The sequence below is a fragment of the Streptomyces sp. NPDC054757 genome, from assembly GCF_053612185.1.
In genome coordinates, this window is sequence record NZ_JBSHBW010000005.1 from 167,485 (window position 1) to 192,895 (window position 25,411).

General features: G+C 68.9%; 27 protein-coding genes, 1 tRNA gene and 1 pseudogene. 18 read left to right on the forward strand and 11 right to left on the reverse strand.

The features are described from left to right. Positions 1-288 precede the first annotated feature (288 nt). From nhaA to ACWGKJ_RS09490, 4 genes are all read left to right on the forward strand, one after another. A complete protein-coding gene (gene nhaA / locus ACWGKJ_RS09475) occupies positions 289-1,806 on the forward strand; it encodes a Na+/H+ antiporter NhaA (protein ID WP_385024333.1) in 1,518 nt (505 codons plus the stop codon). Positions 1,807-1,972: 166 nt separating this feature from the next. Beyond that, positions 1,973-2,506 carry a phage holin family protein gene (locus tag ACWGKJ_RS09480; protein WP_385024331.1) on the forward strand — a complete coding sequence of 178 codons (534 nt, stop codon included), beginning with the start codon at positions 1,973-1,975 and terminating at the stop codon, positions 2,504-2,506. Beyond that, entirely contained in the window at positions 2,503-3,429 is a 927-nt protein-coding gene (locus ACWGKJ_RS09485) for an alpha/beta fold hydrolase (RefSeq protein ID WP_385024329.1), read from the forward strand. The genes ACWGKJ_RS09480 and ACWGKJ_RS09485 overlap by 4 nt, the downstream gene beginning before the upstream one ends. Positions 3,430-3,616: 187 nt before the next feature. Then, positions 3,617-3,799 carry a hypothetical protein gene (locus tag ACWGKJ_RS09490; RefSeq protein WP_385024327.1) on the forward strand — a complete coding sequence of 61 codons (183 nt, stop codon included), beginning with the start codon at positions 3,617-3,619 and terminating at the stop codon, positions 3,797-3,799. A gap of 54 nt (positions 3,800-3,853) precedes the next feature. Here the strand turns inward: ACWGKJ_RS09490 and ACWGKJ_RS09495 are convergent, their stop codons facing one another. The 4 genes from ACWGKJ_RS09495 to nth all read right to left on the reverse strand — a co-directional run bounded on the left by ACWGKJ_RS09495 (position 3,854) and on the right by nth (position 8,652). Next, a complete protein-coding gene (locus tag ACWGKJ_RS09495; protein ID WP_385024325.1) occupies positions 3,854-5,314 on the reverse strand; it encodes a 6-phospho-beta-glucosidase in 1,461 nt (486 codons plus the stop codon). 55 nt (positions 5,315-5,369) lie between these two features. Continuing rightward, the gene (locus tag ACWGKJ_RS09500; RefSeq protein WP_385024323.1) at positions 5,370-6,575 is read right to left on the reverse strand and encodes a MarP family serine protease; all 1,206 of its coding nucleotides are present in this window, start codon (positions 6,573-6,575) and stop codon (positions 5,370-5,372) included. A gap of 117 nt (positions 6,576-6,692) precedes the next feature. Continuing rightward, positions 6,693-7,466, reverse strand: a complete 774-nt coding sequence (locus ACWGKJ_RS09505; protein WP_385024321.1) for an NUDIX hydrolase — start codon at positions 7,464-7,466, stop codon at positions 6,693-6,695. A 70-nt stretch (positions 7,467-7,536) separates the two neighbouring features. Then, positions 7,537-8,652 (reverse strand): endonuclease III, encoded by a 1,116-nt coding sequence (gene nth, locus ACWGKJ_RS09510; protein WP_385024319.1) that lies wholly within the window; start codon positions 8,650-8,652, stop codon positions 7,537-7,539. A gap of 331 nt (positions 8,653-8,983) precedes the next feature. On the opposite strand from nth, the gene ACWGKJ_RS09515 reads away from it, so the two are divergent. Beyond that, positions 8,984-9,658: a Crp/Fnr family transcriptional regulator gene (locus ACWGKJ_RS09515; protein WP_164258843.1), complete on the forward strand. Its 675-nt coding sequence runs from the start codon at positions 8,984-8,986 to the stop codon at positions 9,656-9,658. Between the two features lie 161 nt (positions 9,659-9,819). On the opposite strand, the gene ACWGKJ_RS09520 is transcribed toward ACWGKJ_RS09515, so the two are convergent. The 4 genes from ACWGKJ_RS09520 to ACWGKJ_RS09535 all read right to left on the reverse strand — a co-directional run bounded on the left by ACWGKJ_RS09520 (position 9,820) and on the right by ACWGKJ_RS09535 (position 12,323). Beyond that, positions 9,820-10,650: an MBL fold metallo-hydrolase gene (locus ACWGKJ_RS09520; protein ID WP_385034117.1), complete on the reverse strand. Its 831-nt coding sequence runs from the start codon at positions 10,648-10,650 to the stop codon at positions 9,820-9,822. 100 nt (positions 10,651-10,750) lie between these two features. Further along, a complete protein-coding gene (locus ACWGKJ_RS09525) occupies positions 10,751-11,620 on the reverse strand; it encodes an NUDIX hydrolase (RefSeq protein WP_385034114.1) in 870 nt (289 codons plus the stop codon). Between the two features lie 77 nt (positions 11,621-11,697). After that, positions 11,698-12,165 carry a RidA family protein gene (locus ACWGKJ_RS09530; protein ID WP_385034111.1) on the reverse strand — a complete coding sequence of 156 codons (468 nt, stop codon included), beginning with the start codon at positions 12,163-12,165 and terminating at the stop codon, positions 11,698-11,700. Continuing rightward, positions 12,162-12,323 carry a DUF4177 domain-containing protein gene (locus ACWGKJ_RS09535; RefSeq protein ID WP_164258849.1) on the reverse strand — a complete coding sequence of 54 codons (162 nt, stop codon included), beginning with the start codon at positions 12,321-12,323 and terminating at the stop codon, positions 12,162-12,164. The genes ACWGKJ_RS09530 and ACWGKJ_RS09535 overlap by 4 nt, the downstream gene beginning before the upstream one ends. A 71-nt stretch (positions 12,324-12,394) precedes the next feature. On the opposite strand from ACWGKJ_RS09535, the gene ACWGKJ_RS09540 reads away from it, so the two are divergent. Together ACWGKJ_RS09540 and ACWGKJ_RS09545 are read left to right on the forward strand one after the other, a co-directional pair. Next, complete coding sequence (locus ACWGKJ_RS09540) at positions 12,395-13,354, forward strand: ArsA family ATPase (RefSeq protein ID WP_453315699.1); 960 nt, start codon at positions 12,395-12,397, stop codon at positions 13,352-13,354. Then, positions 13,351-14,793 carry an ArsA family ATPase gene (locus tag ACWGKJ_RS09545; RefSeq protein WP_385020373.1) on the forward strand — a complete coding sequence of 481 codons (1,443 nt, stop codon included), beginning with the start codon at positions 13,351-13,353 and terminating at the stop codon, positions 14,791-14,793. The genes ACWGKJ_RS09540 and ACWGKJ_RS09545 overlap by 4 nt, the downstream gene beginning before the upstream one ends. 21 nt (positions 14,794-14,814) lie before the next feature. On the opposite strand, the gene ACWGKJ_RS09550 is transcribed toward ACWGKJ_RS09545, so the two are convergent. Continuing rightward, positions 14,815-15,162, reverse strand: a complete 348-nt coding sequence (locus ACWGKJ_RS09550; protein WP_164258855.1) for a WhiB family transcriptional regulator — start codon at positions 15,160-15,162, stop codon at positions 14,815-14,817. A 424-nt stretch (positions 15,163-15,586) separates the two neighbouring features. Between ACWGKJ_RS09550 and ACWGKJ_RS09555 the strand changes: the two genes are divergently transcribed. Beyond that, positions 15,587-17,857, forward strand: coding sequence for a transglycosylase domain-containing protein (locus ACWGKJ_RS09555; protein ID WP_385020369.1), 2,271 nt, complete (start codon positions 15,587-15,589; stop codon positions 17,855-17,857). A 225-nt stretch (positions 17,858-18,082) separates the two neighbouring features. Here ACWGKJ_RS09555 and ACWGKJ_RS09560 read toward each other — a convergent pair whose 3' ends face one another. Continuing rightward, positions 18,083-18,547: a GatB/YqeY domain-containing protein gene (locus tag ACWGKJ_RS09560; protein WP_453315700.1), complete on the reverse strand. Its 465-nt coding sequence runs from the start codon at positions 18,545-18,547 to the stop codon at positions 18,083-18,085. A gap of 77 nt (positions 18,548-18,624) precedes the next feature. Here ACWGKJ_RS09560 and ACWGKJ_RS09565 point away from each other — a divergent pair, with 77 nt between their 5' ends. Together ACWGKJ_RS09565 and ACWGKJ_RS09570 are read left to right on the forward strand one after the other, a co-directional pair. Then, the gene (locus ACWGKJ_RS09565) at positions 18,625-19,563 is read left to right on the forward strand and encodes a metallophosphoesterase (RefSeq protein WP_385020364.1); all 939 of its coding nucleotides are present in this window, start codon (positions 18,625-18,627) and stop codon (positions 19,561-19,563) included. 113 nt (positions 19,564-19,676) lie between these two features. Next, positions 19,677-19,750 (forward strand) — tRNA-Pro (locus ACWGKJ_RS09570). A gap of 104 nt (positions 19,751-19,854) precedes the next feature. Here ACWGKJ_RS09570 and ACWGKJ_RS09575 read toward each other — a convergent pair. Beyond that, positions 19,855-20,253: pseudogene (locus ACWGKJ_RS09575) on the reverse strand (LacI family transcriptional regulator); the annotation flags it as partial. A gap of 319 nt (positions 20,254-20,572) precedes the next feature. Between ACWGKJ_RS09575 and ACWGKJ_RS09580 the strand changes: the two are divergent. The 8 genes from ACWGKJ_RS09580 (at position 20,573) to ACWGKJ_RS09615 (ending at position 25,332) form a co-directional block, all read left to right on the forward strand. Further along, on the forward strand, positions 20,573-20,839 hold the full coding sequence (locus ACWGKJ_RS09580) for a hypothetical protein (protein ID WP_385020356.1): 267 nt from the start codon (positions 20,573-20,575) through the stop codon (positions 20,837-20,839). A gap of 133 nt (positions 20,840-20,972) precedes the next feature. After that, positions 20,973-21,620, forward strand: a complete 648-nt coding sequence (locus ACWGKJ_RS09585) for a sigma-70 RNA polymerase sigma factor region 4 domain-containing protein (protein WP_385020353.1) — start codon at positions 20,973-20,975, stop codon at positions 21,618-21,620. Between the two features lie 524 nt (positions 21,621-22,144). Next, positions 22,145-22,525: a hypothetical protein gene (locus ACWGKJ_RS09590; protein WP_453315701.1), complete on the forward strand. Its 381-nt coding sequence runs from the start codon at positions 22,145-22,147 to the stop codon at positions 22,523-22,525. 90 nt (positions 22,526-22,615) lie between these two features. After that, a complete protein-coding gene (locus ACWGKJ_RS09595; protein ID WP_385020347.1) occupies positions 22,616-22,933 on the forward strand; it encodes an AlbA family DNA-binding domain-containing protein in 318 nt (105 codons plus the stop codon). Continuing rightward, entirely contained in the window at positions 22,930-23,508 is a 579-nt protein-coding gene (locus ACWGKJ_RS09600; RefSeq protein ID WP_385020345.1) for a hypothetical protein, read from the forward strand. The genes ACWGKJ_RS09595 and ACWGKJ_RS09600 overlap by 4 nt, the downstream gene beginning before the upstream one ends. After that, complete coding sequence (locus tag ACWGKJ_RS09605) at positions 23,475-23,930, forward strand: hypothetical protein (protein WP_385020341.1); 456 nt, start codon at positions 23,475-23,477, stop codon at positions 23,928-23,930. The genes ACWGKJ_RS09600 and ACWGKJ_RS09605 overlap by 34 nt, the downstream gene beginning before the upstream one ends. Before the next feature lie 598 nt (positions 23,931-24,528). After that, positions 24,529-24,867 (forward strand): hypothetical protein, encoded by a 339-nt coding sequence (locus ACWGKJ_RS09610; protein ID WP_385020338.1) that lies wholly within the window; start codon positions 24,529-24,531, stop codon positions 24,865-24,867. Between the two features lie 192 nt (positions 24,868-25,059). Beyond that, the gene (locus ACWGKJ_RS09615; protein WP_385020335.1) at positions 25,060-25,332 is read left to right on the forward strand and encodes a hypothetical protein; all 273 of its coding nucleotides are present in this window, start codon (positions 25,060-25,062) and stop codon (positions 25,330-25,332) included. Positions 25,333-25,411 lie beyond the last annotated feature (79 nt).

The window sequence follows — 25,411 nt, forward strand, 5'->3', positions numbered from 1 at the left end:
TCTGTCCGTAAGATGACGGACAGAGACGGCCGCCGGACGGCCACGTCACCGGATTCTCCCTGCACCCATCCCCGCTGAGCCGCCCCATCTGCGTCAACAGAGCGCTGGGTCAACAGAGCGCTGGGTCAACAGAGCGCTGGGTCAACAGAGCGTTCCGGCCTCGGATAACGTGGAGCAGACGGAACAGCAGGAAGAATCCGTGAGAAGTTAAGAAGTAGTGAGACGGGTGCGCCGGGAAGTCTGGTCGGCATGTGTTCTGTGCTGTCCATCTGACCGGAGGTCCCCCGCGTGGCCGCGCCCGCCCCGAAGCCCAAGCGCTCTTCCGAGCCGCAGCGCCGTTCCGAGCCCCAACCCTCTCCGGAACCCCAGCCCTCTCAGGACCCGCAGCCCCCTCCGGCACCCCAGCCCTCTCCCGGGCCCCAGCGCCGAACCGCGTCCTTCCTCGGGCGGCTTCCGCTCCCCGAACGGACCTATCTCGCTGACGCACTGCGGGCCGAGACCGTCGGGGGCCTGCTGCTCCTCCTCGCCGCCGTTGCCGCCCTCGTCTGGGCGAACACCCCGCTGCGCGGCAGCTACGACGCCGTCAGCCACTTCCACCTGGGTCCGGGCGCCGTCGGCCTGCACCTCTCGGTCCAGCACTGGGCGGCCGACGGGCTGATCGCCGTCTTCTTCTTCGTCGCCGGGATCGAACTGAAGCGCGAGATGGTCGCGGGTGAGCTGCGCGATCCCAAGGCCGCCGCGCTGCCGGTCATCGCCGCGGTCTGCGGGATGGCGGTACCGGCCCTGGTGTACGCCCTGGTCAACGTCTTCCGCGGCGGTTCGCTCGACGGCTGGGCCGTACCGACCGCCACCGACATCGCCTTCGCGCTCGCCGTCCTCGCGGTCATCGGGACCTCGCTCCCCTCCGCTCTGCGCGCCTTCCTGCTCACCCTGGCCGTCGTCGACGACCTCTTCGCGATCCTGATCATCGCGGTGTTCTTCACCAGCGACATCAACATCGCCGCGCTCGGCGGCGCGGTGGCCGGCCTGGCCGTCTTCTGGCTGCTGCTGCGCTTCGGCGTGCACGGCTGGTACGTCTATGTCCCGCTCGGGCTGGTCATCTGGGGGCTGATGTACAACAGCGGCGTCCATGCCACCATCGCCGGTGTCGCCATGGGCCTGATGCTCCGCTGCCACCGCCACGAGGGCGAGCGCCACTCCCCGGGGGAGCATGTAGAGCACCTGGTCAGGCCGTTCTCAGCGGGTCTCGCCGTACCGCTGTTCGCGCTGTTCTCCGCCGGGGTGCCGGTGTCGGGCCGAGCTCTCGGTGACGTGTTCAGCAGGCCGGAGACCCTGGGCGTCGTCCTGGGCCTGGTCGTCGGCAAAACCGTCGGCGTCTTCGGTGGTACGTGGCTGACGGCCCGCTTCACCAAGGCCCGGCTCAACAAGGACCTGGCCTGGGCCGATGTGTTCGCGGTGGCGACGCTCGCCGGGATCGGCTTCACCGTCTCGCTCCTCATCGGGGAGCTGGCCTTCGACGGAGATCCCACGGCGACCGCCGAGATCAAGGCATCGGTGCTGCTGGGCTCGGTGATCGCCGCCGCGCTCTCCTCCGTCCTGCTCAGAGTGCGCGACCGCAGATACCGGGCGCTCTGCGACGAGGAGGAGCGCGACGAGGACCACGACGGCATCCCCGACGTCTACGAGGAGGACGAAGCCGCGCACCATCTGCGCATGGCAGCGATCCTTGAGGGGAAGGCGGCCGAGCACCGCCGTCTGGCCGAACGGGCGGGGGCAGCAAGCGAGGACGAGGACCGTCCGGCATGATCTGAAGTCAGATCACTCCGAACAGACCGTTCATGACGACACCCACGGCCTGTGATGCCCACGACTTGTGGACGCCACGACGTGTGACGACGCCCATGACGACGCCCGCGCGGATGATCGCTCGACCGGACGAACGCTCGCGCAAGAGAAGAAGAGGGATTCAGCGATGAGCCACCCCAGCAGCCCTGCCGGCACCGCCGACCGCAGTCTCGGCCAGCTGGTCGCCTCGGCGACCGCCGAGATGTCCGCACTGGTGCACGACGAAATCGCCCTGGCCAAGGCCGAGCTCCGCCAGGACGTCAAGCGGGGCGCCGTCGGCAGCGCCGCGTTCTCGGCGGCCGGGATCGTGCTCCTCTTCTCGCTGCCGATGCTGAGTTTCGCCCTCGCCTACGGCATCCGGACCTGGAGCCACTGGAACCTGGCGATCTGCTTCGTCCTGTCCTTCGCCGCGAACGTGCTGGTGGCCGGGATCCTCGCGCTGATCGGGACCGTCTTCTTCAAGAAGGCCAAGAAGGGCAAGGGCCCGCAGAAGGTCGTCGCGTCCGCCAAGGAGACCGCGGCTGTCATCCAGGGCGTCAGGCCGCACCCCCGCCCGTCCGTCGACCGTCCGTCCCTCGACAAGGCGGCCGTCCTGGTGCCCGCCGACGCCGCCCTCACGGTCAACGGTGAGCCGTCGGCTGTGGCACGCTCGTCGGCATGACCGCTTCTGCCGAAATGGGCTCCGTCGTACGAATCGACGGGCCCTGGACCCACCGCGACGTCGCCGCCAACGGCGCGCGCTTCCACATCGCGGAGGCGGGTGACGGGCCACTGGTACTGCTGTTGCACGGTTTTCCGCAGTTCTGGTGGACCTGGCGCCATCAGCTGACCGCGCTCGCCGACGCCGGGTTCCGTGCCGTCGCGATGGATCTGCGGGGCGTGGGCGGCAGCGACCGCACGCCCCGGGGGTACGACCCCGCCAACCTGGCCCTCGACGTCACCGGTGTGATCCGCTCCCTCGGCGAGCCGGACGCCGCGCTCGTCGGGCACGACCTGGGCGGATATCTGGCGTGGACGGCGGCCGTGATGCGGCCCAAGCTGGTGCGCAGGCTCGCCGTCTCGTCGATGCCGCACCCGCGGCGCTGGCGTTCGGCGATGCTCTCCGACTTCTCGCAGTCCCGGGCCGGTTCGTACGTCTGGGGCTTCCAGCGGCCGTGGCTGCCGGAGCGTCAGCTTGTCGCCGACGACGCGGCGCTCGTCGGTGAGCTGGTGCGTGAATGGTCGGGGCCCGTCCGCCCGGAGGACGACGCCGTCGAGACGTACCGGCGAGCGATGTCGATCCCGTCCACGGCGCACTGTTCCATCGAGCCGTACCGCTGGATGGTGCGGTCGCTGGCGCGGCCGGACGGCATTCAGTTCAATCGCAGGATGAAGCGGCCGGTGCGGGTCCCGACCCTGCATCTGCACGGATCGCTCGACCCGGTGATGCGCACGCGCAGCGCGGCCGGATCGGGGGAGTACGTCGAAGCGCCGTACCGCTGGCGGTTGTTCGACGGTCTCGGGCACTTTCCGCAGGAGGAGGACCCCGGGGCGTTCTCGACGGAACTCATCAACTGGCTGCAGGACCCCGAGCCCGACCGCTGAACCCCGGGTCTGCCCCCGGGGTCTGCCCCGTGTCGTGCCGGTGCGCGGCCATGGTGCCGCCGTCCGGGGCACGCCCGGCGACCGGACGGGAACTCTTGTCCTACGAACAGCCAAATGCCTGACGCATAGGCCAATTGGCCCCGCGGGACGCGATTACCGACCATGAGGCACGGGCAAACACGGTGGTATGGGCTGGACGCACGACTACGGTGACGCAGCACGCAACCGCCGCTCGGCCACGGGCCTGGGCACGTACGAGAGAGGCGGATCGCATGACGGGGACGATGACGATCCCCGTCTCGGCATTCCCCGCATCATCCGCCGCCGGGCGCGCTGGATGTCGGCGCGGTTACGCCACCCCAGGCCGTGAGCGGACCGGTCCCCCGGCCCGCCTGCGGCAGCGCCGCCTCAACGGTCCGGACGCTCAGCTCCCCGTGAGGTAGCCGAGCCCTGGGTGCACCGCCCGGTAGCCGTCGAGCAGCCTGGCCGCCACATTCACGGAATCGACCAGCGGATGCACGGCGAACGCCCGTACCGCGGCCCGCACCGAACCGCTCTCCGCCGCCTCCAGCACGGAGCGCTCCACCGCCTTCACCGCCGACACCAACGCCGCCTCATGGCCCGTCAGCTGGGAGACCGGCAGCGGACGCGGCCCGTTCGCGTCGACCCGGCAGGGGACCTCGATGACGGCCGCGGCGTCGAGCACGGAGAGCGTACGGCCGTCGGACGCAGCGCTTCTGGACGTAGCACCACTGGACGAAGCACCACTGGACGAGGCACCGCTGGACGAAGCACCACCGGACGTAGCGCTTCCGGACGGGTGGGGTGCGGCCCCGTTGGGGACGTTCAGGATCAGGGTGGCGCTCTCGTCGCGCGCGATTGCCCGCATCAGGGCCAGCGCGACGTTCTCGTACCCGCCCGACTCCAGGTCGTCGGCCTCCCGTTCACCCGCACCCGCGGCCTCGCGGTTCTCCGCCATGTACGTCGCCTCGCGTTCGGCCCGGGTGCGGTCCCAGGCCGCCAGCGCCGGCGTCGACGAGTGCGCCATCTCGTCGTAGAAGCGGGCCTGCTGGTCGCGCAGGAAGGCGCCGCGGGTCTGTCCGGCCTGCTGGTAGGCGGCGACGGTCTCACGGTTGAAGTAGTAGTAGTGCAGATACTCGTTGGGCACCGAGCGGATCGAACGCAGCCACTCGGCACCGAAGAGCCTGCCCTCCTCGAAGGAGGTCAGCAGCCGCTCGTCGTCGAACAGGCCGGGCAGCACGTCCTTGTCGCCGACGTACAGCCCGCGCAGCCAGCCCAGATGGTTCAGCCCCACGTAGTCGAGCCGCGCCGACGCGGGATCCGCGCCGAGGACCCGCGCGACCCGGCGGCCGAGGCCGACCGGCGAGTCGCAGATCCCGACGACCCGGCGGCCGAGATGGGCGGCCATCGCCTCGGTGACGAGGCCCGCCGGGTTGGTGAAGTTGATGACCCAGGCGTCCGGGGCGAGCCGGGCGACCCGGCGGGCGATGTCCCTCGCGACCGGGACCGTACGGAGTCCGTAGGCGATACCGCCCGCGCCGACGGTCTCCTGGCCGAGTACACCCTCGGCCAGCGCCACCCGCTCATCGGCCGCACGGCCCGCGAGCCCGCCCACCCGGATCGCGGAGAAGACGAAGTCGGCGCCGCGCAGCGCGTCGTCGAGGTCGGTGGTGGTACGGACCTCCGGCGCGTCCGGTACGTCCACCGCCTGGTCGGCCAGCACACGCGCCACGGCCGCCAGCCTGGCGGGGTCGAGATCGTGGAGCGTGAGCTGGGTGACCCGGCCCGCCGCGTGGTCGCGCAGCAGCGCCCCGTACACCAACGGCACCCGGAATCCGCCGCCGCCGAGAATCGTGAGCCTCACCGTGTGCCTCCCGCCGGCCTCGCCGGGTATGTGCCGACCGTGTACGTCCCCGTCGTCACAGCGCGCATCCCTCCGTGCCGACCTGCTGGTCCGCGGTGCGGCCCTGGGCGATGTCCTGGCGGATCTCGTCGGCCGTGAGCGCGTACCCGGTGCTGCTGTCGTCGAGCGATTTGGCGAAGACCACTCCGTATACCTGGCCGTCGGGGGTCAGCAGGGGGCCGCCGGAGTTGCCCTGCCGGACGGTCGTACGGAGCGAGTAGACGTCCCGGGTGACCGTCCCGCGGTGGTAGATGTCCGGGCCGCTGGCGTTGATCCGGCCGCGGATACGGGCGGCACGGACGTCGTACGCGCCGTTCTCGGGGAAGCCGGCGACGATCGCGCTGTCGTTGCTGTGGGCGCCGTGGCTGGAGCCGGTGAACTTCAGCGCGGGCGCGTGCAGGGCCGGCACGTCCAGGACGGCGATGTCCTTCGCCCAGTCGAAGAGCACGACCTTCGCGTCGTACAGCTTGCCCTGGCCGCCGATCTGCACGGTCGGTTCGCTGACGCCGCCGACGACATGGGCGTTGGTCATCACCCTGTGGTCGCCGAAGACGAAGCCGGAGCCCTCCAGGACCTTGCTGCACCCGGTCGCCGTGCCGACGACCTTGACGATGGACTTCTTGGCGCTCGTGACGACCGAGCTGTGGGCCAGTGCCGGGTCGGGCGCCTTGACCTCGGTGATCGGTTCATTGGCGAACGGGCTGAAGACCTGGGGGAAGCCGTTCTGCGCGAGGACGGATGTGAAGTCCGTGAACCAGGTGCTGGTCTGGGCGGGCACCACCCGGGAGACCCCGATGAGCACCTTGGAGGTGCGGACCTCCTTGCCGAGGGTGGGCAGCGTCGTACCGGCCAGGGCCGAACCGATCAGCCAGGCGACCAGCAGCATGGCCACCACGTTGACCAGGGCGCCGCCGGTGGCGTCGAGGGCACGCGCCGGTGACCAGGTGATGAAGCGGCGGAGCTTGTTGCCCAGATGGGTGGTGAGGGCCTGGCCGACCGATGCGCAGACGATCACGATCACCACCGCGACGACCGTGGCCGTCATGGAGACCTCGGACTTCTCCGTGAGCTCGTCCCAGATGATCGGCAGTACGTAGACGGCGACCACGCCGCCGCCGAGGAATCCGATCACCGAGAGGATGCCGACGACGAAACCCTGGCGGTAGCCGATGACCGCGAACCACACAGCGGCCAGCAGCAGCAGGATGTCCAGCACGTTCACCGTCGGGAGCCTCGCTTTTCGTCGCCGGTCACCGTCAGCCGGCCGGTGGTGCGGCCCCTCGGGGAGCCGCAGTGGTTCGCCGCGTCGCCCGAGTGGCCCAGTACGTCGGCCACCCTGTCATGCGCGCCAGTCGAGCGGGACCTGTCTGGAGTGGTCCCAGGGCTGTTCCCAGCCCGCGAAGTGCAGGATCCGGTCGATCACTCCGGCCGTAAAGCCCCAGACCAGGGCGGATTCGACCAGAAATGCCGGGCCCCGGTGGCCGCGCGGATGGACCGTCGTCACCCGGTTGGCGGGGTCCGTGAGATCCGCCACGGGAACCGTGAAGACCCGGGCCGTCTCACCGCTGTCCACGGCCCGTACGGGGCTGGGCTCGCGCCACCAGCCGAGCACGGGCGTCACGACGAAGCCGCTCACCGGGATGTAGAGCCGGGGCAGCACACCGAAGAGCTGTACGCCCAGGGGGTCGAGCCCGGTCTCCTCCTGGGCCTCGCGCAGGGCCGCCCGCAGCGGGCCGGTGGTCTGCGGATCGCCGTCGCCCGGGTCGAGGGAACCGCCGGGGAAGGAGGGCTGCCCCGCATGGGAGCGCAGGCTGGAGGCCCGCTCCATCAGCAGCAGCTCGGGGCCCGCCGGGCCCTCGCCGAAGAGCACCAGCACGGCGGACTGCCGCCCGCCGCCGCTCTCCGGCGGCAGAAACCGGCTGAGCTGCTCGGGGCGCACCGTGTCGGCCGCACGGGCCACCGGCGCCAGCCATCCGGGCAGCCCGGACTGCGTCACGGCGACCGGGCCCTCCTGAACCCGGCCCGTATGTCTCTCCCGGCCTTCCTGGCCCTCCTGGCTCCTTTGCCCGCCTTGTCTCTCTTGTCCCTCGTGTTTCGCTCCAGCGCGCGTCATCAGCACCCCCGCCCCTTCCAACGCCTGCGCCGGGCCCGATCGTTCCGCACGGAAGGGTGGTTCCTGCGGTTCACCCGGCCGCCATCGGCGGGGCCGGCTGTCCCGGATAGTCCGGCGGGGGCTTCAGCCGCTGGCCCGGCCGGCCGCCCTTCTCGTACTTCAGGAGCTTCCGCGCCTTCTCCGGGTCCGTCTCCCCCTCACCGTACGAAGGACAGAGCGGGGCGATCGGGCAGGCGCCGCAGGCCGGCTTACGGGCGTGGCAGATCCGGCGACCGTGGAAGACGACCCGGTGCGAGAGCATCGTCCAGTCGCTCTTGGGGAAGAGCGCGCAGACCTCGGCCTCGACCTTCTCCGGGTCCTCCTGTTCGGTCCACTTCCAGCGGCGCACCAGCCGCCCGAAGTGGGTGTCGACAGTGATTCCCGGGACTCCGAAAGCATTACCAAGAACGACATTTGCCGTTTTCCGTCCGACACCGGGGAGCGACACCAGGTCTTCGAGACGGCCCGGCACCTCGCCGCCGAAGTTGTCCCTGATAGCGGCGGACAGCCCCAGGACCGACCTCGCCTTCGCCCGGAAGAACCCGGTCGGCCGCAGGATCTGCTCCAGCTCCTCCGGGTCCGCCGCCGCCATGTCCTCGGGGGTGGGGAACCTCGCGAAGAGACCGGGCGTCGTCTGATTGACCCGGAGGTCGGTGGTCTGGGCCGAGAGGACCGTCGCGACCAGCAGCTCGAAGGGGTTCTCGAAGTCGAGCTCGGGATGGGCGTACGGATAGACCTCGGCCAGCTCACGGTTGATCCGGCGGGCCCGGCGGACCAGGGCGGCATGGGACTCGGACCGAGGGATTTTGACAGCCTCCGGCGCGGGCGCGGCCTTCTTGGCGGGCGCGGCCTTCTTCGCCGCCGCGGTCTTCTTCGCCGCCGCAGTCTTCTTGGCGGGCGCAGTCTTCTTCGCCGCCGCGGCCTTCCTGGCCGGCGCAGCTTCCTTGGCCGGCGCAGCCTTCTTCGCCGCCGCCGCGGTCCTCCTGGCCGTCCCCTTGACCGTCCCCGCCTTCGTCGCGGGCTCCGCCTCCCGCGCCGTGTGGGTCTTCCGCGCCGCCGTGGTCTTCCGCGCGGGCGCGGCCCCCTTGGGCACCGCTTTCGCACCCTGTTTCGCGGCTTCCTCCGCCGGTCCAGCCGCCTCTGCCATGTCGGTCCCTTTCACCGGTTTACCGGTTTCGTCTTGTTTGCGGCCTTTTTCGCCCGGCTGGGCGACTGTTCGCCCACAGCAGAATTACAGCTCGGGTGACACCCGTTCAGCCCCTTGCCCCTCTGCTCTCATCGGCGTTTTGGGCACTCGGCCAGCCTAGAGGCAGCCACCGACATCCACCCCGGTCACAGCCGATTCCCAACCCAATCGGCCCCCTCCCGTACGAGCCGCGGCAGCAGTACGTCAAACTTGTGACTGATCACACTGATTGACCCGTCCGGCATGATGGGAACCAGCCGGTTCCCTGAGCAGGTCGACAAGGAGAGAACTCGTGGACGACGTTCTGCGGCGCGCCCCGCTCTTCGCGGCGCTCGATGACGAGCAGGCCGCTGAGCTGCGCGCCTCGATGAGTGAGGTGACGCTCGCACGCGGCGACGCCCTCTTCCACGAGGGCGACCCCGGCGACCGCCTCTATGTGGTCACCGAAGGCAAGGTGAAGCTGCACCGCACTTCCCCCGACGGCCGCGAGAACATGCTGGCCGTCCTGGGCCCCGGCGAGCTCATCGGCGAGCTGTCCCTCTTCGACCCCGGGCCGCGTACCGCCACGGCGTCGGCCCTGACCGAGGTCAAGCTGCTGGGCCTGGGCCACGGCGACCTCCAGCCCTGGCTGAACGTCCGCCCCGAGGTCGCCACCGCGCTGCTGCGCGCGGTCGCCCGCCGCCTGCGCAAGACCAATGACCAGATGTCCGACCTGGTCTTCTCGGACGTGCCCGGCCGGGTCGCCCGCGCGCTCCTCGACCTCTCGCGCCGCTTCGGTGTGCAGTCGGAGGAGGGCATCCACGTGGTCCACGACCTCACCCAGGAAGAGCTGGCCCAGCTGGTCGGCGCCTCCCGCGAGACGGTCAACAAGGCCCTCGCGGACTTCGCCGGACGCGGCTGGCTGCGGCTGGAGGCCCGTGCGGTGATCCTGCTAGACGTGGAGCGCCTCGCGAAGCGGTCCCGCTAGCCCGGAAGCGGTCCCGCCGTTTCCGGCCGGTCCCGCCGTTTCCGGCCGGTCCCGGCTCGGCTGCGCGCCCGTCCGCCCCGGCCCGCCGGTTCCTGCCCGTACGTACGTGAAGGGGCGCCCCACCATCGCGGTGGGGCGCCCCTTCACGCACGTACCGGAGTTCAGATCAGCCCGTGCTCCCGCAGATACTCCAGCTGCGCCCGCACCGACAGCTCGGCCGCCGGCCAGAGCGAGCGGTCGACGTCCGCGTACACCTGCGCGACGACCTCCGAAGCCGTCGTGAAGCCGTTCTCGACGGCGGTCTCCACCTGAGCGAGCCGGTTGGCGCGGTGCGCGAGGTAGAAGTCGACGGCCCCCTGCGCGTCCTCCAGTACGGGCCCGTGCCCCGGAAGCACGGTGTGCACCCCGTCGTCCGACGTCAGCGAGCGCAGCCGCCGCAGTGAGTCCAGATAGTCACCGAGCCGCCCGTCCGGATGCGCCACCACGGTCGTCCCGCGGCCCAGGACCGTGTCCCCGGTGAGTACCGCCCGGTCGGCCGGGAGATGGAAGGAGAGCGAGTCGGCGGTGTGGCCGGGGGTCGGTACGACCCGCAGCTCCAGGCCGCCGGTGGTGATGACGTCCCCCGCACCGAGGCCCTCGTCGCCGAGGCGCAGCGCGGGATCCAGCGCCCGTACCGGCGTACGCGTCAGCTCGGCGAAGCGCGCGGCCCCCTCCGCGTGGTCCGGGTGGCCGTGCGTCAGCAGGGTCAGCGCGATGCGCTTGCCCGCGCCCGCCGCCGTCGCGACCACGGCCTTCAGATGCGTGTCGTCGAGCGGGCCCGGGTCGATGACGACCGCCAGGTCGGAGTCCGGCTCGGCGACGATCCAGGTGTTGGTCCCGTCGAGCGTCATCGCGGACGGGTTCGGCGCCAGGACGTTGACCGCCCGCGCCGTGGCGGGCCCGGACAGGACCCCGCCCCTGGGCTGGCCGGGGAGTGCTGCGGCGTCCGTCACGCGGGGGCTCCTGTCGTCCGGGCCGTCGTCCGGGCCGTCATCCGGGCCGACGTCCTGGGGGTGGGCTGTCGTGCAGCGGGTGGGCTGGGGTCCGGGCCGGTCACTCCGGGGCCCCCGTCGCCGGCAGCCGCCGGGTGAACTCATCATGACCCGGCCAGCTCAGCACCAGCTCACCGCCCTCAAGACGGGCTCGCGCCAGCACCGGGGCGAGCTGCTGCGCCGCCGCACCGGCCAGGGCGCCGGACACCGTCGCGTACGGCTGGAGCGAGCGGAGCGTCGAGATCGTCGGGGGCATCATCAGCAGCTCCCCCTTGTCGTACCCCTCCGCCGCCTCCACGGGCCGGACCCAGACCGTACGGTCCGCCTCGGTGGAGGCGTTACGGGTCCGCTGGCCGTCCGGCAGCGCGGCCACGAAGAACCAGGTGTCGTACCGCTTCGGCTCGAACTCCGGGGTGATCCAGCGCGCCCACGCGCCCAGCAGGTCGGAGCGGAGTACCAGCCCCCGCCGGTCGAGGAAGTCGGCGAAGGAGAGCTCACGGTCGACAAGCGCGGCGCGGTCCGCCTCCCAGTCGTCGCCGGAGAGGTCACTGACGACGGTGGACGCGGTCTCGCCCGCGAGCAGCACGCCCGCCTCCTCGTACGTCTCCCGGACGGCGGCGCAGACGATGGCCTGGGCGGAGGCGGCGTCGACGCCGAGCCGCACGGCCCATGCCTCGCGCGGCGGCCCCGCCCAGCCGATGGCGCGGTCGTCGTCACGCGGGTCGACGCCGCCGCCCGGATACGCGTACGCGCCTCCGGCGAAGGCCATGGAGGCGCGTCTGCGCAGCATATGGACGGCGGGACCGGCAGCGGTGTCACGCAGCAGCATGACGGTCGCGGCCCTGCGCGGTGCGACGGCGGTGAGCTCGCCGGCCGCCAGGGCACGGATACGGTCGGGCCATTCCGGCGGGTACCACTGACCTTGGGACATGGCCGGAGGCTAACCGCTCTCGCGCCGATGTTCGAGAGGGTGGCCGGGGACCGCCCCGGCCCGGCCCTCCAGCAGCTCTAAGACTTCAGCTCGACCTGGATCTCCACCTCGACCGGCGCGTCCAGCGGCAGCACCGCCACACCCACCGCGCTGCGCGCATGCACTCCGCGGTCGCCCAGGACCTCGCCCAGCAGCTCACTGGCGCCGTTGAGCACGCCCGGCTGGGCGGTGAAGTCCGGGGCCGACGCCACGAACCCCACGACCTTCACGACCCGCTCGATCCGGTCCAGGTCGCCGATGAGCGACTTCACGGCCGCCAGCGCGTTCAGCGCACAGGTACGCGCCAGGTCCTTCGCATCCTCGGCGGTGACCTCCGCGCCGACCTTCCCGACCAGCGGAAGCTTGCCGTCCACCATCGGCAGCTGCCCCGCCGTGTACACGTACACACCGGACTGCACGGCCGGCTGGTACGCGGCCAGCGGCGGCACGACGTCCGGAAGCGTCAGCCCCAGATCGGTCAGCCGCGCTTCGACGGAGCCGCTCATGCGGACTTCTCGCGCTTGAGGTACGCCACGAGCTGCTCGGGGTTGTTCGGTCCGGGCACGACCTGGACCAGCTCCCAGCCGTCCTCGCCCCAGGTGTCCAGAATCTGCTTCGTCGCGTGCACCAGCAGCGGCACAGTCGCGTATTCCCATTTGGCCATACGGCGACTGTAGCCGCTGTCACCGACAGCCTCGGGCGTACCACCGGGCCCGACTGGTTAGGCTCGAATACGTGAGCAGGCTTCAGGTCGTGAGTGGCAAGGGCGGGACCGGAAAGACCACGGTCGCCGCCGCGCTGGCGCTTGCCCTCGCGACGGAGGGCAAGCGCACGCTCCTCGTGGAGGTGGAAGGCCGGCAGGGCATCGCGCAGCTCTTCGAGACGGAGGCGTTCCCGTACGAGGAGCGGAAGATCGCGGTGGCCCCCGGCGGCGGGGAGGTGTACGCCCTGGCGATCGACGCCGAACGCGCCCTGCTCGACTACCTCCAGATGTTCTACAAGCTGGGCAGCGCGGGCCGGGCCCTGAAGAAGCTCGGCGCCATCGACTTCGCCACGACCATCGCGCCCGGTGTACGGGACGTCCTCCTCACCGGCAAGGCGTGCGAGGCCGTGCGCCGCAAGACCAGGCAGGGTCGTTTCGCCTACGACCACATCGTCATGGACGCACCGCCGACGGGCCGCATCACCCGCTTCCTCAACGTCAACGACGAGGTGGCGGGGCTCGCGAAGATCGGACCGATACACAATCAGGCCCAGGCCGTGATGCGGGTCCTCAAGTCCCCCGAGACCGCGGTGCATCTGGTGACGCTGCTCGAAGAGATGCCGGTGCAGGAGACCGCGGACGGCATCGCCGAACTGCGCGCGGCCGACCTGCCGGTGGGCAACGTCATCGTGAACATGGTCCGCCCCGCGCTCCTGGACGAGCAGACCGTACGTACGGTGTCGGGCGACCGCCGCAAGGAGGTGGCCAAGGCGCTCACCCGGGCGGGCGTCAGCGGCGCGGCGAAGCTGGTGACCCCGCTGCTCGCCGAAGCCGTCGACCACGCGGAGCGGGTGGAGCTGGAGCGCGAACAGCGCGCCGTGCTGGCGGAACTGGAGCTCCCCACCTACGAACTCCCGCTGCTCGGCGACGGAATGGATCTGGCCGGGCTCTACCGGCTGGCGACGGAAGTGCGGAGGCACATCACGTCATGACCCTGGACAGCGCGCCCTTCCTCGACATCGACCCGCTCCTCGACGATCCGGCCACCCGCATCATCGTGTGCTGCGGCTCCGGCGGCGTGGGCAAGACCACGACCGCGGCGGCGCTGGGGGTACGGGCGGCCGAGCGGGGCCGCAGGGCCGTCGTGCTGACCATCGACCCGGCACGCAGGCTCGCCCAGTCCATGGGGATCGACTCGCTCGACAACATCCCGCGCCGGGTGGCGGGCATCAAGGCCACCGGCGACGGTGAACTGCACGCCATGATGCTGGACATGAAGCGGACGTTCGACGAGATCGTCGAGGCGCACGCGGACAGCGAGCGGGCCGACTCGATCCTGAGCAACCCCTTCTACCAGTCGCTCTCCGCGGGCTTCGCCGGTACGCAGGAGTACATGGCGATGGAGAAGCTGGGCCAGCTGCGGGCGCGCGACGAGTGGGACCTGATCGTCGTGGACACCCCGCCGTCCCGGTCGGCGCTCGACTTCCTGGACGCGCCGAAGCGGCTCGGCTCCTTCCTCGACGGCAAGTTCATCCGGCTGCTGATGGCCCCGGCGAAGGCCGGCGGCCGGGCCGGGATGAAGTTCCTCAATGTCGGCATGTCGATGATGACCGGCACGCTCGGCAAGCTGCTGGGGGGCCAGTTCCTGCGCGATGTGCAGACCTTCGTCGCCGCGATGGACACCATGTTCGGCGGCTTCCGCACCCGCGCGGACGCGACGTACCGGCTGCTCCAGGCGCCGGGCACGGCCTTTCTGGTGGTAGCGGCACCGGAGCGGGACGCGCTGCGGGAGGCCGCGTACTTCGTGGAGCGGCTGGCCGCCGACGGGATGCCGCTGGCCGGCCTGGTGCTCAACCGGGTACACGGCAGCGGGGCCGCGCGGCTCACGGCGGAGCGAGCGCTGGCCGCCGCGGAAAATCTTGACGACAGCGGCATTGTGGATCAGAAGGCCGGGAATGAAGCAGTTCGTGACTCCACGGGCCCCTCTCCCAGGCCCGGAGCCACGGAGCACGGCGAACTTTCCGAGCCGCCCGCGGAACACGCGGAGCACCACACAGACTCATCAGACTCAGAGGCAGAGGCAGAAGACGTAGCGACGACAGACGCAGGAACACCCGCAGGAACACCCGTAGAGGCAGCAGCCGGAGATCCCGCCGAGGCATCCCCGGAGGCCGGCACTTCAGAAGCCCTGCCCGGGGCGGCAGATGCCATGCCGGAGCCGACGGTCGACGTACTGACCGCCGGTCTGCTCCGACTGCACGCCGAACGCATGCAGGTACTCGCCCGCGAGCAGCGCACCCGCGACCGTTTCACCACGCTCCACCCGGAGGTGGCCGTGGCCGAGGTCGCCGCGTTGCCCGGCGACGTCCACGACCTGGCAGGTCTCCGGGCGATCGGTGAACGCCTCGCGGCCGGTCGTTCCCCGGCCTGAGTCCGCCCTGCCCGCCCGGGGCTATCCCACAGCGGCGTACGTCTCCTCGAACGCTTCGTCGTCCGCGACGATCGCGGGCAGAATGCCCGTACTGCGCTCGTACTCGGTGCGCGCGGTCTCCAGCAGCCGCCGCCACGAGGTGACGGTGGGGCGCCGGCGCAACAGTGCGCGCCGCTCCCGCTCGGTCATGCCACCCCACACGCCGAATTCGACGCGGTTGTCCAGCGCGTCGGCCAGGCACTCCGTACGCACCGGACATCCGGTGCACACCGCCTTGGCCCTGTTCTGCGCTGCCCCTTGTACGAACAGTTCGTCCGGATCCGTAGTGCGGCAGGCCGCCTGCGCACTCCAGTCAGTTACCCAGCCCATCCCGGCGCCGTCCTCTCCCGAATTCGAGGCTCCCCCACGGCGGCAGCGGCATATTCACCGCTGCCAGTTGAGGACGTTACGGAAGGTGGGCACAGCGCAACACCCCCTTCGGGCCCAATCTTGAATGGCCCGAACGGACTATGCGTACGCGCGAGATCACCCAACGGAGTGAGCGAGGGGCATAGCCGACAACCCGGACAGAACGGGGCAGTTCATCCGCGCCACATCGGACAGCGGGTTACACATGGGGCATATGCAGTCGCGTGGTCACGCCTATTCGGGGAGGGTGACTTCGCGCCATGCGGCTTGATAGAGACTTGATACGGGAGGGCACTGCTGTGACAGTTAGGTGCAGCTTAGGCCAAGGCATGTCCGCGTGTCCGGCGAATGAAGCTGCTCCTTCTCCACCACGTAGGCTGCCCTCATGCCAAAGAAGCGCTCCGGCGGGGGTCTCACCAAGACCCAGCAGGCCGCCAAATTCCTCGGTGTCGCCGCGCTCTCCGGAGCTGTACTGGCGGGCATCGCGCTGCCGGCAGCCGGAGCGCTGGGGCTCGCGGCCAAGGGCACCGTCAAGGGATTCGACGACATCCCCGCCAGCCTGAAGACGCCACCGCTCAGCCAGCGGACCACGATCCTGGACGCCGACAACAACCAGATCGCCTCGGTCTACGAGCGGGACCGCACGGTGGTGAAGCTCCAGGACATCTCGCCGTACATGCAGAAGGCGCTCGTCGCGATCGAGGACGCGCGCTTCTACCAGCACGGCGCGATCGACGTGAAGGGCGTGGCACGCGCGCTCAACCGCAACGCGCAGGAGGGCGGCGCGGCCCAGGGTGCGTCGACCCTCACCCAGCAGTACGTCAAGAACGTCTTCGTCGAGGAGGCGGGCGACGACCCGACCAAGGTCGCCGAGGCCCAGCAGAAGAGCCTCGGCCGCAAGGTCCGCGAGCTGAAGTACGCGATCCAGGTCGAGAAGTCGCTCGGCAAGAAGAAGATCCTGGAGAACTACCTCAACATCACCTTCTTCGGTGAGCAGGCGTACGGCGTCGAGGCCGCGGCCCAGCGGTACTTCTCCACGTCCGCGAAGAACTTGACGATCGGCCAGTCCGCGCTGCTCGCGGGTCTTGTCCAGTCACCGAGCCGCTACGACCCGATCAATGACATGGCCGAGGCCACCAAGCGGCGCAACACCGTGCTGCAGCGGATGGCCGATGTCCACTCCATCTCGCAGCCGCAGGCCGACAAGGCGATGGCCGAGCCGATCAAGCTGAAGGTCACCAGGCCGAAGAGCGGCTGCATCACCGCGGTCAAGGGCGCGGGCTTCTTCTGCGACTACGTCCGCAAGGTGTTCCTGACGGATCCGGCCTTCGGCAAGACCAAGGAGGAGCGCCAGAAGCTCTGGTCGGTCGGCGGTCTGACCGTCAAGACCACCCTGGACCCCAAGGCCCAGGCGTCCTCCAACGTCGCGGCCACCTCCCGGGTCAACAAGGACGACAAGATCGCGGACGCCGTGGTGCAGGTCCAGCCCGGTACCGGGAAGATCCTCGCGATGGCCCAGTCCCGTCCGTACGGCCTGGACCCGTCGAAGCACGAGACGGTGCTGAACCTCTCGGTCGACAACAAGATGGGCGGGACGTACGCGGGCTTCCAGGTGGGCTCGACGTTCAAGCCGATCACCGCGGCCGCCGCGCTGGAGAAGGGCATCAGCCCGTCGCAGAGCTTCACGACAGGCTCGAAGATCTCCCTGCCCGGTACGAGCTTCCACAACTGCCAGAACCAGCCGGCCGACTCCAGCCCCTGGTCCGTGCAGAACGAGCTCACGACCGAGAAGGGCACATTCGACATGACCAGCGCGCTGGGCAAGTCGATCAACACGTACTTCGCGCGGCTGGAGCAGAAGGCCGGCCTCTGCGAGACGATCACCATGGCCGACAAGGTCGGCTACATCCGCGGCAACAACAAGCCGCTCCAAGCCGTGCCCTCCACCACCCTCGGCGGCCAGGAGTCGACCCCGCTGGCGATGGCCTCGGTGTACGCCACCTTCGCCAACCGCGGGACGTACTGCTCACCGATCGCCGTCGAGTCGGTGACCGCGCCGGGCGGCAAGCAGATCCCGGTGCCGAAGTCGTCGTGCTCGTCGGCGATGAGCGAGCACACCGCCGACACCATCAACCAGATGCTGAAGGGCGTGGTCGCGGACGGTACCGGTAAGCAGGCCGGCCTCAGCGACCGCGACAACGCGGGCAAGACGGGTACCACCGACGAGCGCAAGAACGCGTGGTTCGTCGGCTACACGCCCAACCTGGCGACGGCCGTCTGGGTCGGCAGCGACGGCTCGCGGCAGATCCCGATGACCAACATCAACATCGGCGGCCACTACTACGACGAGGTCTGCGGTGGCTGCCTCCCCGGCCCCATCTGGAAGACGGCGATGACCGGCGCCCTGTCCCCCTCCGAGACGCCCTCCTTCAACCAGGTCGACGTCCCGCGGGGCCACTCCAGCGGCGGCAAGAGCCACGACCACCAGGCCGGCGGCGACCAGGGCAACGGCGCCACGGACAACGGCGGAGCCGACGACAACGGCAACGGCGGCGACCAGGGCAACGGGGGCGGCCAGCCGGGCGACGGCGGCGGCATCTCGTTCCCACCGGGCTTCACCGGCGGAAACAACGGCCACGGCCACCACCGGAGATAGACCGGGGCCGAACCGGCACGGCAGACGGGAAGGGGCGCCCGGTGGACTCACCGGGCGCCCCTCCGTCAGTTCACCGCCCCGTACCCGGCCGCCCAGCCACCCCCGCACCCACCTGGATCAACGGGTGAGCTCGTCACAGCAGGTGCGAGTACGGGAACCGGCACGGGTACGAACGGGCACAGGTACAAACACGGGTGCGGGCACAGGCGCGGGCGGCCGGGCGGCTCAGCCGGCGAGCCGCTTCTTCACCTCGGCCGCCACCCGGCCGCCGTCGGCGAGCCCGGCCACCTTCGGGTTCACGATCTTCATGACGGCGCCCATGGCACGCGGCCCCTCAACGCCCGACGCCTTGGCCTCGCCGACGGCCTGCTCGACGATCGCGCCCAGCTCCTCGTCGCTCAGCTGCTTCGGCAGATACGTGGCGAGCAGCTCACCCTCCGCCTTCTCCCGCGCGGCGCTCTCGGTACGGCCGCCCTGCTCGAAGGCGTCCGCCGCCTCACGGCGCTTCTTCGCCTCCTTGGCGATCACCTTCAGCACCTCGTCGTCGGTCAGCTCGCGTGCCGAGGTGCCCGAGACCTCTTCCTTGGTGATGGCGGAGAGGGTCAGCCGGAGCGTCGAGGAGCGCAGCTCGTCGCGTGCCCTGATGGCATCGGTGAGTTCTGCGTGCAGCTTGGACTTGAGCGTGGTCATACGCCCAAGTGTCGCAGGTGCGGTCCGCACGGCGCCCGCAGATTTTGCGGTGCCCGGCTGTCTGCGACGATGGGGCCATGCGCGCACGCTATGGGATCCCCCTCAAAGTCACCGCAGGAATCACGGCCGTTGGCGCGGCAGGCATCGCCTACGCCGCCGGATTCGAGGCGCGTTCGTTCCGCCTCCGGCGGGTGACGGTTCCGGTACTGCCGCCGGGCGCCCGGCCCGTACGCGTACTCCAGGTGTCGGACATCCACATGGTCGGCGGCCAGCGCAAGAAGCAGCGCTGGCTCCAGTCCCTGGCGGGGCTGCGGCCGGACTTCGTGGTCAACACCGGGGACAACCTCTCGGACCCGGAAGGCGTACCGGAGGTCCTGGACGCGCTGGGCCCGCTGCTCGAATTCCCGGGTGTGTACGTGTTCGGGTCGAACGACTACTACGGCCCCAAGTTCCGCAACCCGGCCCGCTACCTCTTCGAGAAGGCGCAGGGCAAGCACGGCCTCAACGGCAAGGCGCCGGCGGTGGGCGTGGTGCACAACCCGTGGGAGGGCCTGCGGGACGCCTTCGACGCGGCGGGCTGGGTGAACCTCACCAATACGCGCGGGCGGCTGAAGGTGGACGGGATGGAGATCGCCTTCACCGGTCTGGACGACCCGCACATCAAACGGGACAGGTACGAGCAGGTCGCGGGCGGCCCGGAAGCGGGCGCGGACCTCTCGATCGGGGTGGTGCACGCCCCGTACCTGCGCGCCCTGGACGCGTTCACGACGGACGGCTACCCCCTGATCCTCGCGGGCCACACCCACGGCGGGCAGCTGTGCATCCCGTTCTACGGAGCACTGGTCACCAACTGCGACCTGGACACCGCCCGGGTCAAGGGCCTCTCCGCCCACGAATCCGGCGGCAACCGCTCCTACCTGCACGTTTCCGCAGGCTGCGGCACGAACCGCTACACCCCGGTGCGCTTCGCATGCGCTCCGGAGTCAACCCTGCTGACCCTGACAGCGAGGCGGTAGCCCGACCCGGCCCCGCGAAATCCGGCCCCACCAGCCCACCGGGGAAAACCGGATTTCGCCTCAGGCCACGGGTCCGCTAAAGTAACTGATGTCGCCGCCACGCGAGCGACAATCGGGGTGTAGCGCAGCTTGGCAGCGCGCTTCGTTCGGGACGAAGAGGTCGTGGGTTCAAATCCCGCCACCCCGACAGAGAAGTACCAGGTCAGGGCCGGTTTCCTTCACAGGAGACCGGCCCTGATTGCGTTCCTGGAGCGTCTAGGATGTCAGTGGGATGTGATCTTGAACAGCGGATTACCTCGTCGCGGCACATTCCTGCAACAGCCGGTCCAGTGCCGGGACAGGCGACTGTGGGCACAACGCGAGGCGGACATCCAGCGATTCGAACCAGACCTCGGTCAGCTGCTCCATCAGCAGAGCCCGCATCGAGTCGGTGACGTGGCTGTAGCGGGCACCGACCGATCCGTCCTCGTGCCCCATCCGCTCATCCATGAGGACCTTCGGAGTGCCCAGTTCCTCCATCAGCGTCCGGTGCCCATGGCGGAGGCCATGGCGGGTGAGCCGGTCCTTGATCGGCATCCAGCACGCCTCTGCGCGGCCGGAGACACCCCGGCCTCGCACGGGCACCCCGGGGAACGGCCCACCCCTCACTGGGACTGGGACTGGGTGAGCGTCCTGGGGGCCTTCTTCAGGTACCAGCCGGTCGCGGGCCGACCCGTCCGGCGGCGGCCGGGATGTCGCCGGCGTCATCGGCGGGTTCCTCGGCGACGCAACCGGGTGTGGATCACGCATGACGTGTCGGCGGCGATGTCGTCGGTGGAGTGGTCGAGGCGGGCCTGTCTCCTCGCGCACGAGACGAATGCCGCCGTGATCTACGTCGAATGGAACTTCGGCCGGGACATGTGCACCCTCGCCATCTCCACGGCGTGGCAGGCGTTGCAGGACGAGGGGAAGATCCCGGCGAACAAGCTGATGCCGCTGATCGACGCCGCCACCCAAGCAGGGCAAGTTGTTGAGGGCGGAGCCGATCGCTCAGCAGATGGTGGAGGACCGGGTCCGGCTGCGCGGCATGATGACGGACCTGGAGAACGAGTGGGCCACGTGGATGCCGACCGACGCGGACAGCCCCGGCCGGATCGACGCCTCATGTGTCCTCGTGTACGGCCTGATCCCCGAGGCGAACAAGGGTGCCATCGTCCACGCGCCGCTGCCGCAGGCCCCTCAGCCCGAAGCGGAGCCCGGTGGTGCAGCGGTGACCTATCGGCGGAGGATCAGCTGATGACGTGAACCGAGGGTCAACCAGCGGGTGCCGAGAGGAATCCATGAAGAAAGTTCGCGAGAGCGGTGACAAACGGTCTGTTCTGCGACTGAGAGCTGGTGACCAAGCAGAACGCAAGCACCGGGAGGGGCCGATGGCCCAGGAGTTGCGCGGCAAGAGCCGTTCCGCACCCAGTAGTCCACCATCCGCGGGAGGGCAGAGCGGCACGCGCGAGGCCGAGCGGGCCCGGGAGGCCCAGGGCGAACTGTCGCCCGAGTGCCACGAGCAGGTGAGGAGGGCCGTGGAGCAGCGGGCCCTCCATCACGGGCGCATGGCAAAGAAGGCCGGCCACACCCTGGCCGAGGACATGTGGTCCAACATCATGCTGAGTCTGCACACTCGGCTGGTGAACCGCGGGCCGGTCGAGCACCTCGACTCATATTTGAACGCGTGTGTCACCAACCAGGTCAGCAGCCTCCGCGCCACGATCGAGATCCTGGTGGGAGACGAAAACCCGGAACTCCACGTGGGCGACCCAAACATCGGTGAAGTGCTGGAGCTCAACCACGAGTTGTTCGAACTCGTCAAGGGTATCCGCGCGCTGGGCTTCCTTACGCAGGAGGAGGCAGACGTCTTCGTCCTGTTTCAGGTCTTGGGCGAAGATTCCAAGACGGTGGCCGAATGGCTCGCCCCGGGCACCGATCCGAAACGTGCTACCCGAATCCGTCGGAGGGCCGTAAAGAAGGTCAACCGGGCGTACAAGGACGGGATCCTCGCCGACCTTGGCTACGACGGCACGTAGCGGCGGATCTGGCAGTACTGGAGAGTCCCGCTGCCGCACGGTCCACGCGCCAGAGGCCGTGCGGTGGCGGGGAGTTCTAGCACTCCCTACCCGCCAAAAGGAGCACAGAAATTGCGAGCACACCACACACCATTGAACGCTGCACTAGCGTTCTTCGGTTGGATCATCGAATTGGTCATGAACATTGAGCCCACATCGGCGGTGAAATTGCCACGTATCACGTTGGCGCCTCCGTCGGACCGGTCTCTTACTTCTAACCCACCGGGAGTTGCAGCTCGGTTGTGAGGGCCTTCGAGCGACGAGGCCACCGTTCTCGGGGGAGTGGTCCTCACGTCGAGGAACCTCAACGTCATTGACGAGCTGAACATGAAGGGCGATGCCTGAACCAAACATCGATCAGCTACCAGGGAGGGCTCCACTAGGGGCCCTCCCTTCGATCCGGACTAAGACACGAGGCTCGGGGCTGTCGCGCCCCTCCCAGTCGTAAGACCCCGACTATCGAGGACGGCAACACCTTGAACGGCTTGATCTCTGAACTCCTCGCGGCAGGTGCACCGCTCTGGCTCGTGTATCCACTCCTTCTGACCACGGCTCTCCTGCTGCTGATCCGCGCCTCCGCAGTTGCCATCGCCAAAGTCATCGAGGCGATGCATCCAGGTGCCTCGGCAGACGCCGTCAGGATGCAGGCCAACCGCATCCAGCACCGACAGTGGAAGGCCCAGCGTCGCGACCACAATCGCCGGTCCCGGGTTGCTCGACGTGCCCACGTCCGATCCGGCATTGAGGCTCAGTTCACGCGCCGCCACACCGTACGAGAAGACGACAGCATGGTCGTGCTGCCCAGGTTGGTGCTGCCGCGGGGGGCCTCAATGATGATCTCCGCCAGAGAACAACCGGCGGGGTAAGGCCGGGCGGCGGAACCCGTCACGAACCCGGTATGGCCCATCGCCTATCCAGCGCGGTCAATGTCACGAATCTGCAGGCGGGGCGGCCTGATGGCGGTGGAGGCTGTGACGGTGCACCCATTGCTAACCACACCCAGCGGCAACGTCACTCTGGCCATGGTCCAGGACTTCGTCTCGCTTGGCATACCCGAGAACTTGACGGTGGAGTACAAGCGCGGTGGCGAGAAGCCCGTCGATGCTGTCGCCGCGCTAGCCAACAGCTACGGCGGCATGGTCCTCATCGGCGTTGCCGAGGACTCCGGCACTCACGGTGTCCCGACCGGCATTGTCGGCGTCAGCCGTAAGGAGAAGGAAAAACTCGTCAACCAGATAGCCACCACCTACGACCCGCTTGGACGCCGGAGGTGATCGAGGTCCCGCTGGAGGACAGCGACAAGGTGGTCCTCGTCGTCCGTATCGATCGGGGCCTGGTCCCGGCACCGATCGTGACGGACGGGAGCATCCAGATTCGCCTCGACGGGCGCAACGTCCGAGCGAATCGGCAGATGATGGCCAGCCTGCTCGCCGCGGCCGGTGCCGATCACAGCCAGGGGTTCATGGGAAGATACGCAACCCGATCACCCCATGCACATCGGCCGTTCAGGCAGGACCAGCGGGCCTACGCCCAGCCTGCCGTGCACCTGCGCGCCATCACGAGTGTCGCGCTTCCGCTGGGACGTCGCCGACTCCGTCTGGCAACTGGGATGCACGACACGTTGATCAGCGCGCTCTCCGAAACGGAGTTGCACCACCTGACCGAACGGATGGGGGTCTGGGCGGGTGGCAATGGCTTAAAAGCGAACTCCTGGCATCTCGAAAGGGCAAGTAGTCGGGAGATCGAACTCTGGCTCTCCTCAAGCCCCAGGGGGATTGCACTGCTTGATGAGCGGCGGCCCCCTGTCGGGTGGTCGTGCGTATCACCGAGGCTGGATCTCTGGAGGTGATCTCCGATATTCGTCACTGGCCGATGGGCCACGGCAAATTGAACTGGCACGCAGTGCAACGAGCCTTCCAGGAGATGGTCCCTGCCATATCTGATGTCCTTATGCCCTGGGCACTCAAGGCCGTCGTCGGGCCCGCCACACTGTCACCCCCAATCGTTGAGATCCACATCGCGACGCATTCGGCGGGGGCGCGAAGCGGGCAATTGGCGGTACCGGTAGACGAGGTCATCGACACCACCAACCTCGGCACGAAAGCCTCTTCGGGTCACGCCTACGGTGGTGGGGAAGTTCTCGACGAAACTTTGATCAAGGATGGGAACTGGTCTCCCGCCGTGATTGAAGCTCTCACCGCCATGGCTATGGATTGGAAATATCCATCGCCCTGCATGACCTCGAGGAGGCGTTGGGACCCGCCCGAGTAGAACAGCCGAATGTGCGTGGCCGGGTGCGGGGCAACTGTTCACCAACCTGGAACCCGTGAACGTCGCGGCAGCCCTCGGATCCGGCCCCTGCGGGCCGGTATGGGCGGCGCCTCGGGCACCACGCCGATCTCATTCTGAAACGATCAGTAAGTGCCGAACCAGGTCTTCATGCCGCCATCCCGGCTCAGCACCTTGCCCAAACAGACAGGGGCACCCTGCGGAGGGCCGGTGGCGCCGCCCGGACGTGTCCGCTGCCGGCCCAGCACCCCGCGACCACCACAGTTTCTGGCCCTCCACGTCGACGAGTTCAATCGCGGTCACGGCGATCCGCCGAACCAGGCCGTGAGCACCCCGCCGCTCGGGGTACTCGTTCCGCTCGTCGGAGAAAAGGCCAGCTGCGGAGGTTCAGCCAGAGGGCGAGGAATCAACGCGGTCCTACTGAGCTCCGTCCTGGGGCGCGTCGAGAGCGCCGACCGTTCCGCTCCCACGCCCGTGCCGCCGCCAGCCATGAGCAATCGTCCCGGGTCGGCCTCTCCAGCCCGTCGAATCCGAGCTTACCCTTCGCAACTCCCCTGTTAATTCAGTAGACTATTGAGTTATGGACTTCACAATTATTAAGCACGCAGTCGAGGTCGATCACGGCATCAAGCGCCTGTCCATGCACTTCATCAAGAAGCACGCTGCGCCGGAACGCGCCCGGCTCAGCTCAGAGTTGTGCGCGGAGATCAACGAAGAGTTCGAGAGGATCGGCCTCTCCACCCTGCCTCGGACGCTGCCGACATCTGAAAACGAGTTCGTCTGGGTCGTTCAGCGCGACAGCACCCTCGGTGAAGTCGCCGAAGTCGCCGCCGCCCTGGCGCACCTGACCAAGCTCGGGATGAGCCCACTCCCTCAGGTCTTCGACAACTACCCGCGTGCCAAGGACATCTTGAGCTGAGGCAGCGTAGAGGAGGTACGCACTACCCGTACAACTCCTGTACATCAACTAGCGCATCTACCGCATGATCCAGCTAAAAATTTCCGCACGTGTCTGCGGTTCATCCGTACGTTGTCACCAGCAAGCGTTGCCAGCGCTACGACGACGCACCATCACCTGGGCCCAGGGTGACGGCACGGTCAGGAGTTTCAGATGAACATCGCCGAGACGACACGCGTCCCACACGAAGACCCCGTTTTCATCGTCGGCATTTCCGGACGGCTGCCACTTCGTACGATGAGCGTGCTTGAACTTCCGGACGCAGAGCTTCAGAGGTACCGGAACAGATGGAACGATCTCCTCGCTGACCGCCGACTCCTTCCCAAGCAGGGTTCCATATCGCACCCAAGGAGGATTGTCAAGGGCTGCTTTGGTGTCTACCCGAGGGACGTCAACCCCAAAGCCGCACAGGCGCTGAGGCGCTGAGGCGCTGAGGCGCTGAGGCGCTGAGGCGCTGAGGCGACAGCATGCCAGCACGCCAGGCAACTCATCGAGGTGCTCGCCG

Excerpts from the sequence above, each read along its gene's own strand:
- ACWGKJ_RS09480 (WP_385024331.1), top strand. The coding sequence starts at position 1,973 with ATGAGCCACCCCAGCAGCCCTGCCGGCACCGCCGACCGCAGTCTCGGC.
- ACWGKJ_RS09485 (WP_385024329.1), top strand. The coding sequence starts at position 2,503 with ATGACCGCTTCTGCCGAAATGGGCTCCGTCGTACGAATCGACGGGCCC.
- ACWGKJ_RS09490 (WP_385024327.1), top strand. The coding sequence starts at position 3,617 with ATGGGCTGGACGCACGACTACGGTGACGCAGCACGCAACCGCCGCTCG.
- ACWGKJ_RS09505 (WP_385024321.1), bottom strand. The coding sequence starts at position 7,466 with ATGACGCGCGCTGGAGCGAAACACGAGGGACAAGAGAGACAAGGCGGG.
- nth (WP_385024319.1), bottom strand. The coding sequence starts at position 8,652 with ATGGCAGAGGCGGCTGGACCGGCGGAGGAAGCCGCGAAACAGGGTGCG.
- ACWGKJ_RS09525 (WP_385034114.1), bottom strand. The coding sequence starts at position 11,620 with ATGTCCCAAGGTCAGTGGTACCCGCCGGAATGGCCCGACCGTATCCGT.
- ACWGKJ_RS09530 (WP_385034111.1), bottom strand. The coding sequence starts at position 12,165 with ATGAGCGGCTCCGTCGAAGCGCGGCTGACCGATCTGGGGCTGACGCTT.
- ACWGKJ_RS09535 (WP_164258849.1), bottom strand. The coding sequence starts at position 12,323 with ATGGCCAAATGGGAATACGCGACTGTGCCGCTGCTGGTGCACGCGACG.
- ACWGKJ_RS09545 (WP_385020373.1), top strand. The coding sequence starts at position 13,351 with ATGACCCTGGACAGCGCGCCCTTCCTCGACATCGACCCGCTCCTCGAC.
- ACWGKJ_RS09550 (WP_164258855.1), bottom strand. The coding sequence starts at position 15,162 with ATGGGCTGGGTAACTGACTGGAGTGCGCAGGCGGCCTGCCGCACTACG.
- ACWGKJ_RS09555 (WP_385020369.1), top strand. The coding sequence starts at position 15,587 with ATGCCAAAGAAGCGCTCCGGCGGGGGTCTCACCAAGACCCAGCAGGCC.
- ACWGKJ_RS09560 (WP_453315700.1), bottom strand. The coding sequence starts at position 18,547 with ATGACCACGCTCAAGTCCAAGCTGCACGCAGAACTCACCGATGCCATC.
- ACWGKJ_RS09565 (WP_385020364.1), top strand. The coding sequence starts at position 18,625 with ATGCGCGCACGCTATGGGATCCCCCTCAAAGTCACCGCAGGAATCACG.
- ACWGKJ_RS09585 (WP_385020353.1), top strand. The coding sequence starts at position 20,973 with ATGGCCCAGGAGTTGCGCGGCAAGAGCCGTTCCGCACCCAGTAGTCCA.
- ACWGKJ_RS09595 (WP_385020347.1), top strand. The coding sequence starts at position 22,616 with ATGGCGGTGGAGGCTGTGACGGTGCACCCATTGCTAACCACACCCAGC.
- ACWGKJ_RS09610 (WP_385020338.1), top strand. The coding sequence starts at position 24,529 with ATGGACTTCACAATTATTAAGCACGCAGTCGAGGTCGATCACGGCATC.
- ACWGKJ_RS09615 (WP_385020335.1), top strand. The coding sequence starts at position 25,060 with ATGAACATCGCCGAGACGACACGCGTCCCACACGAAGACCCCGTTTTC.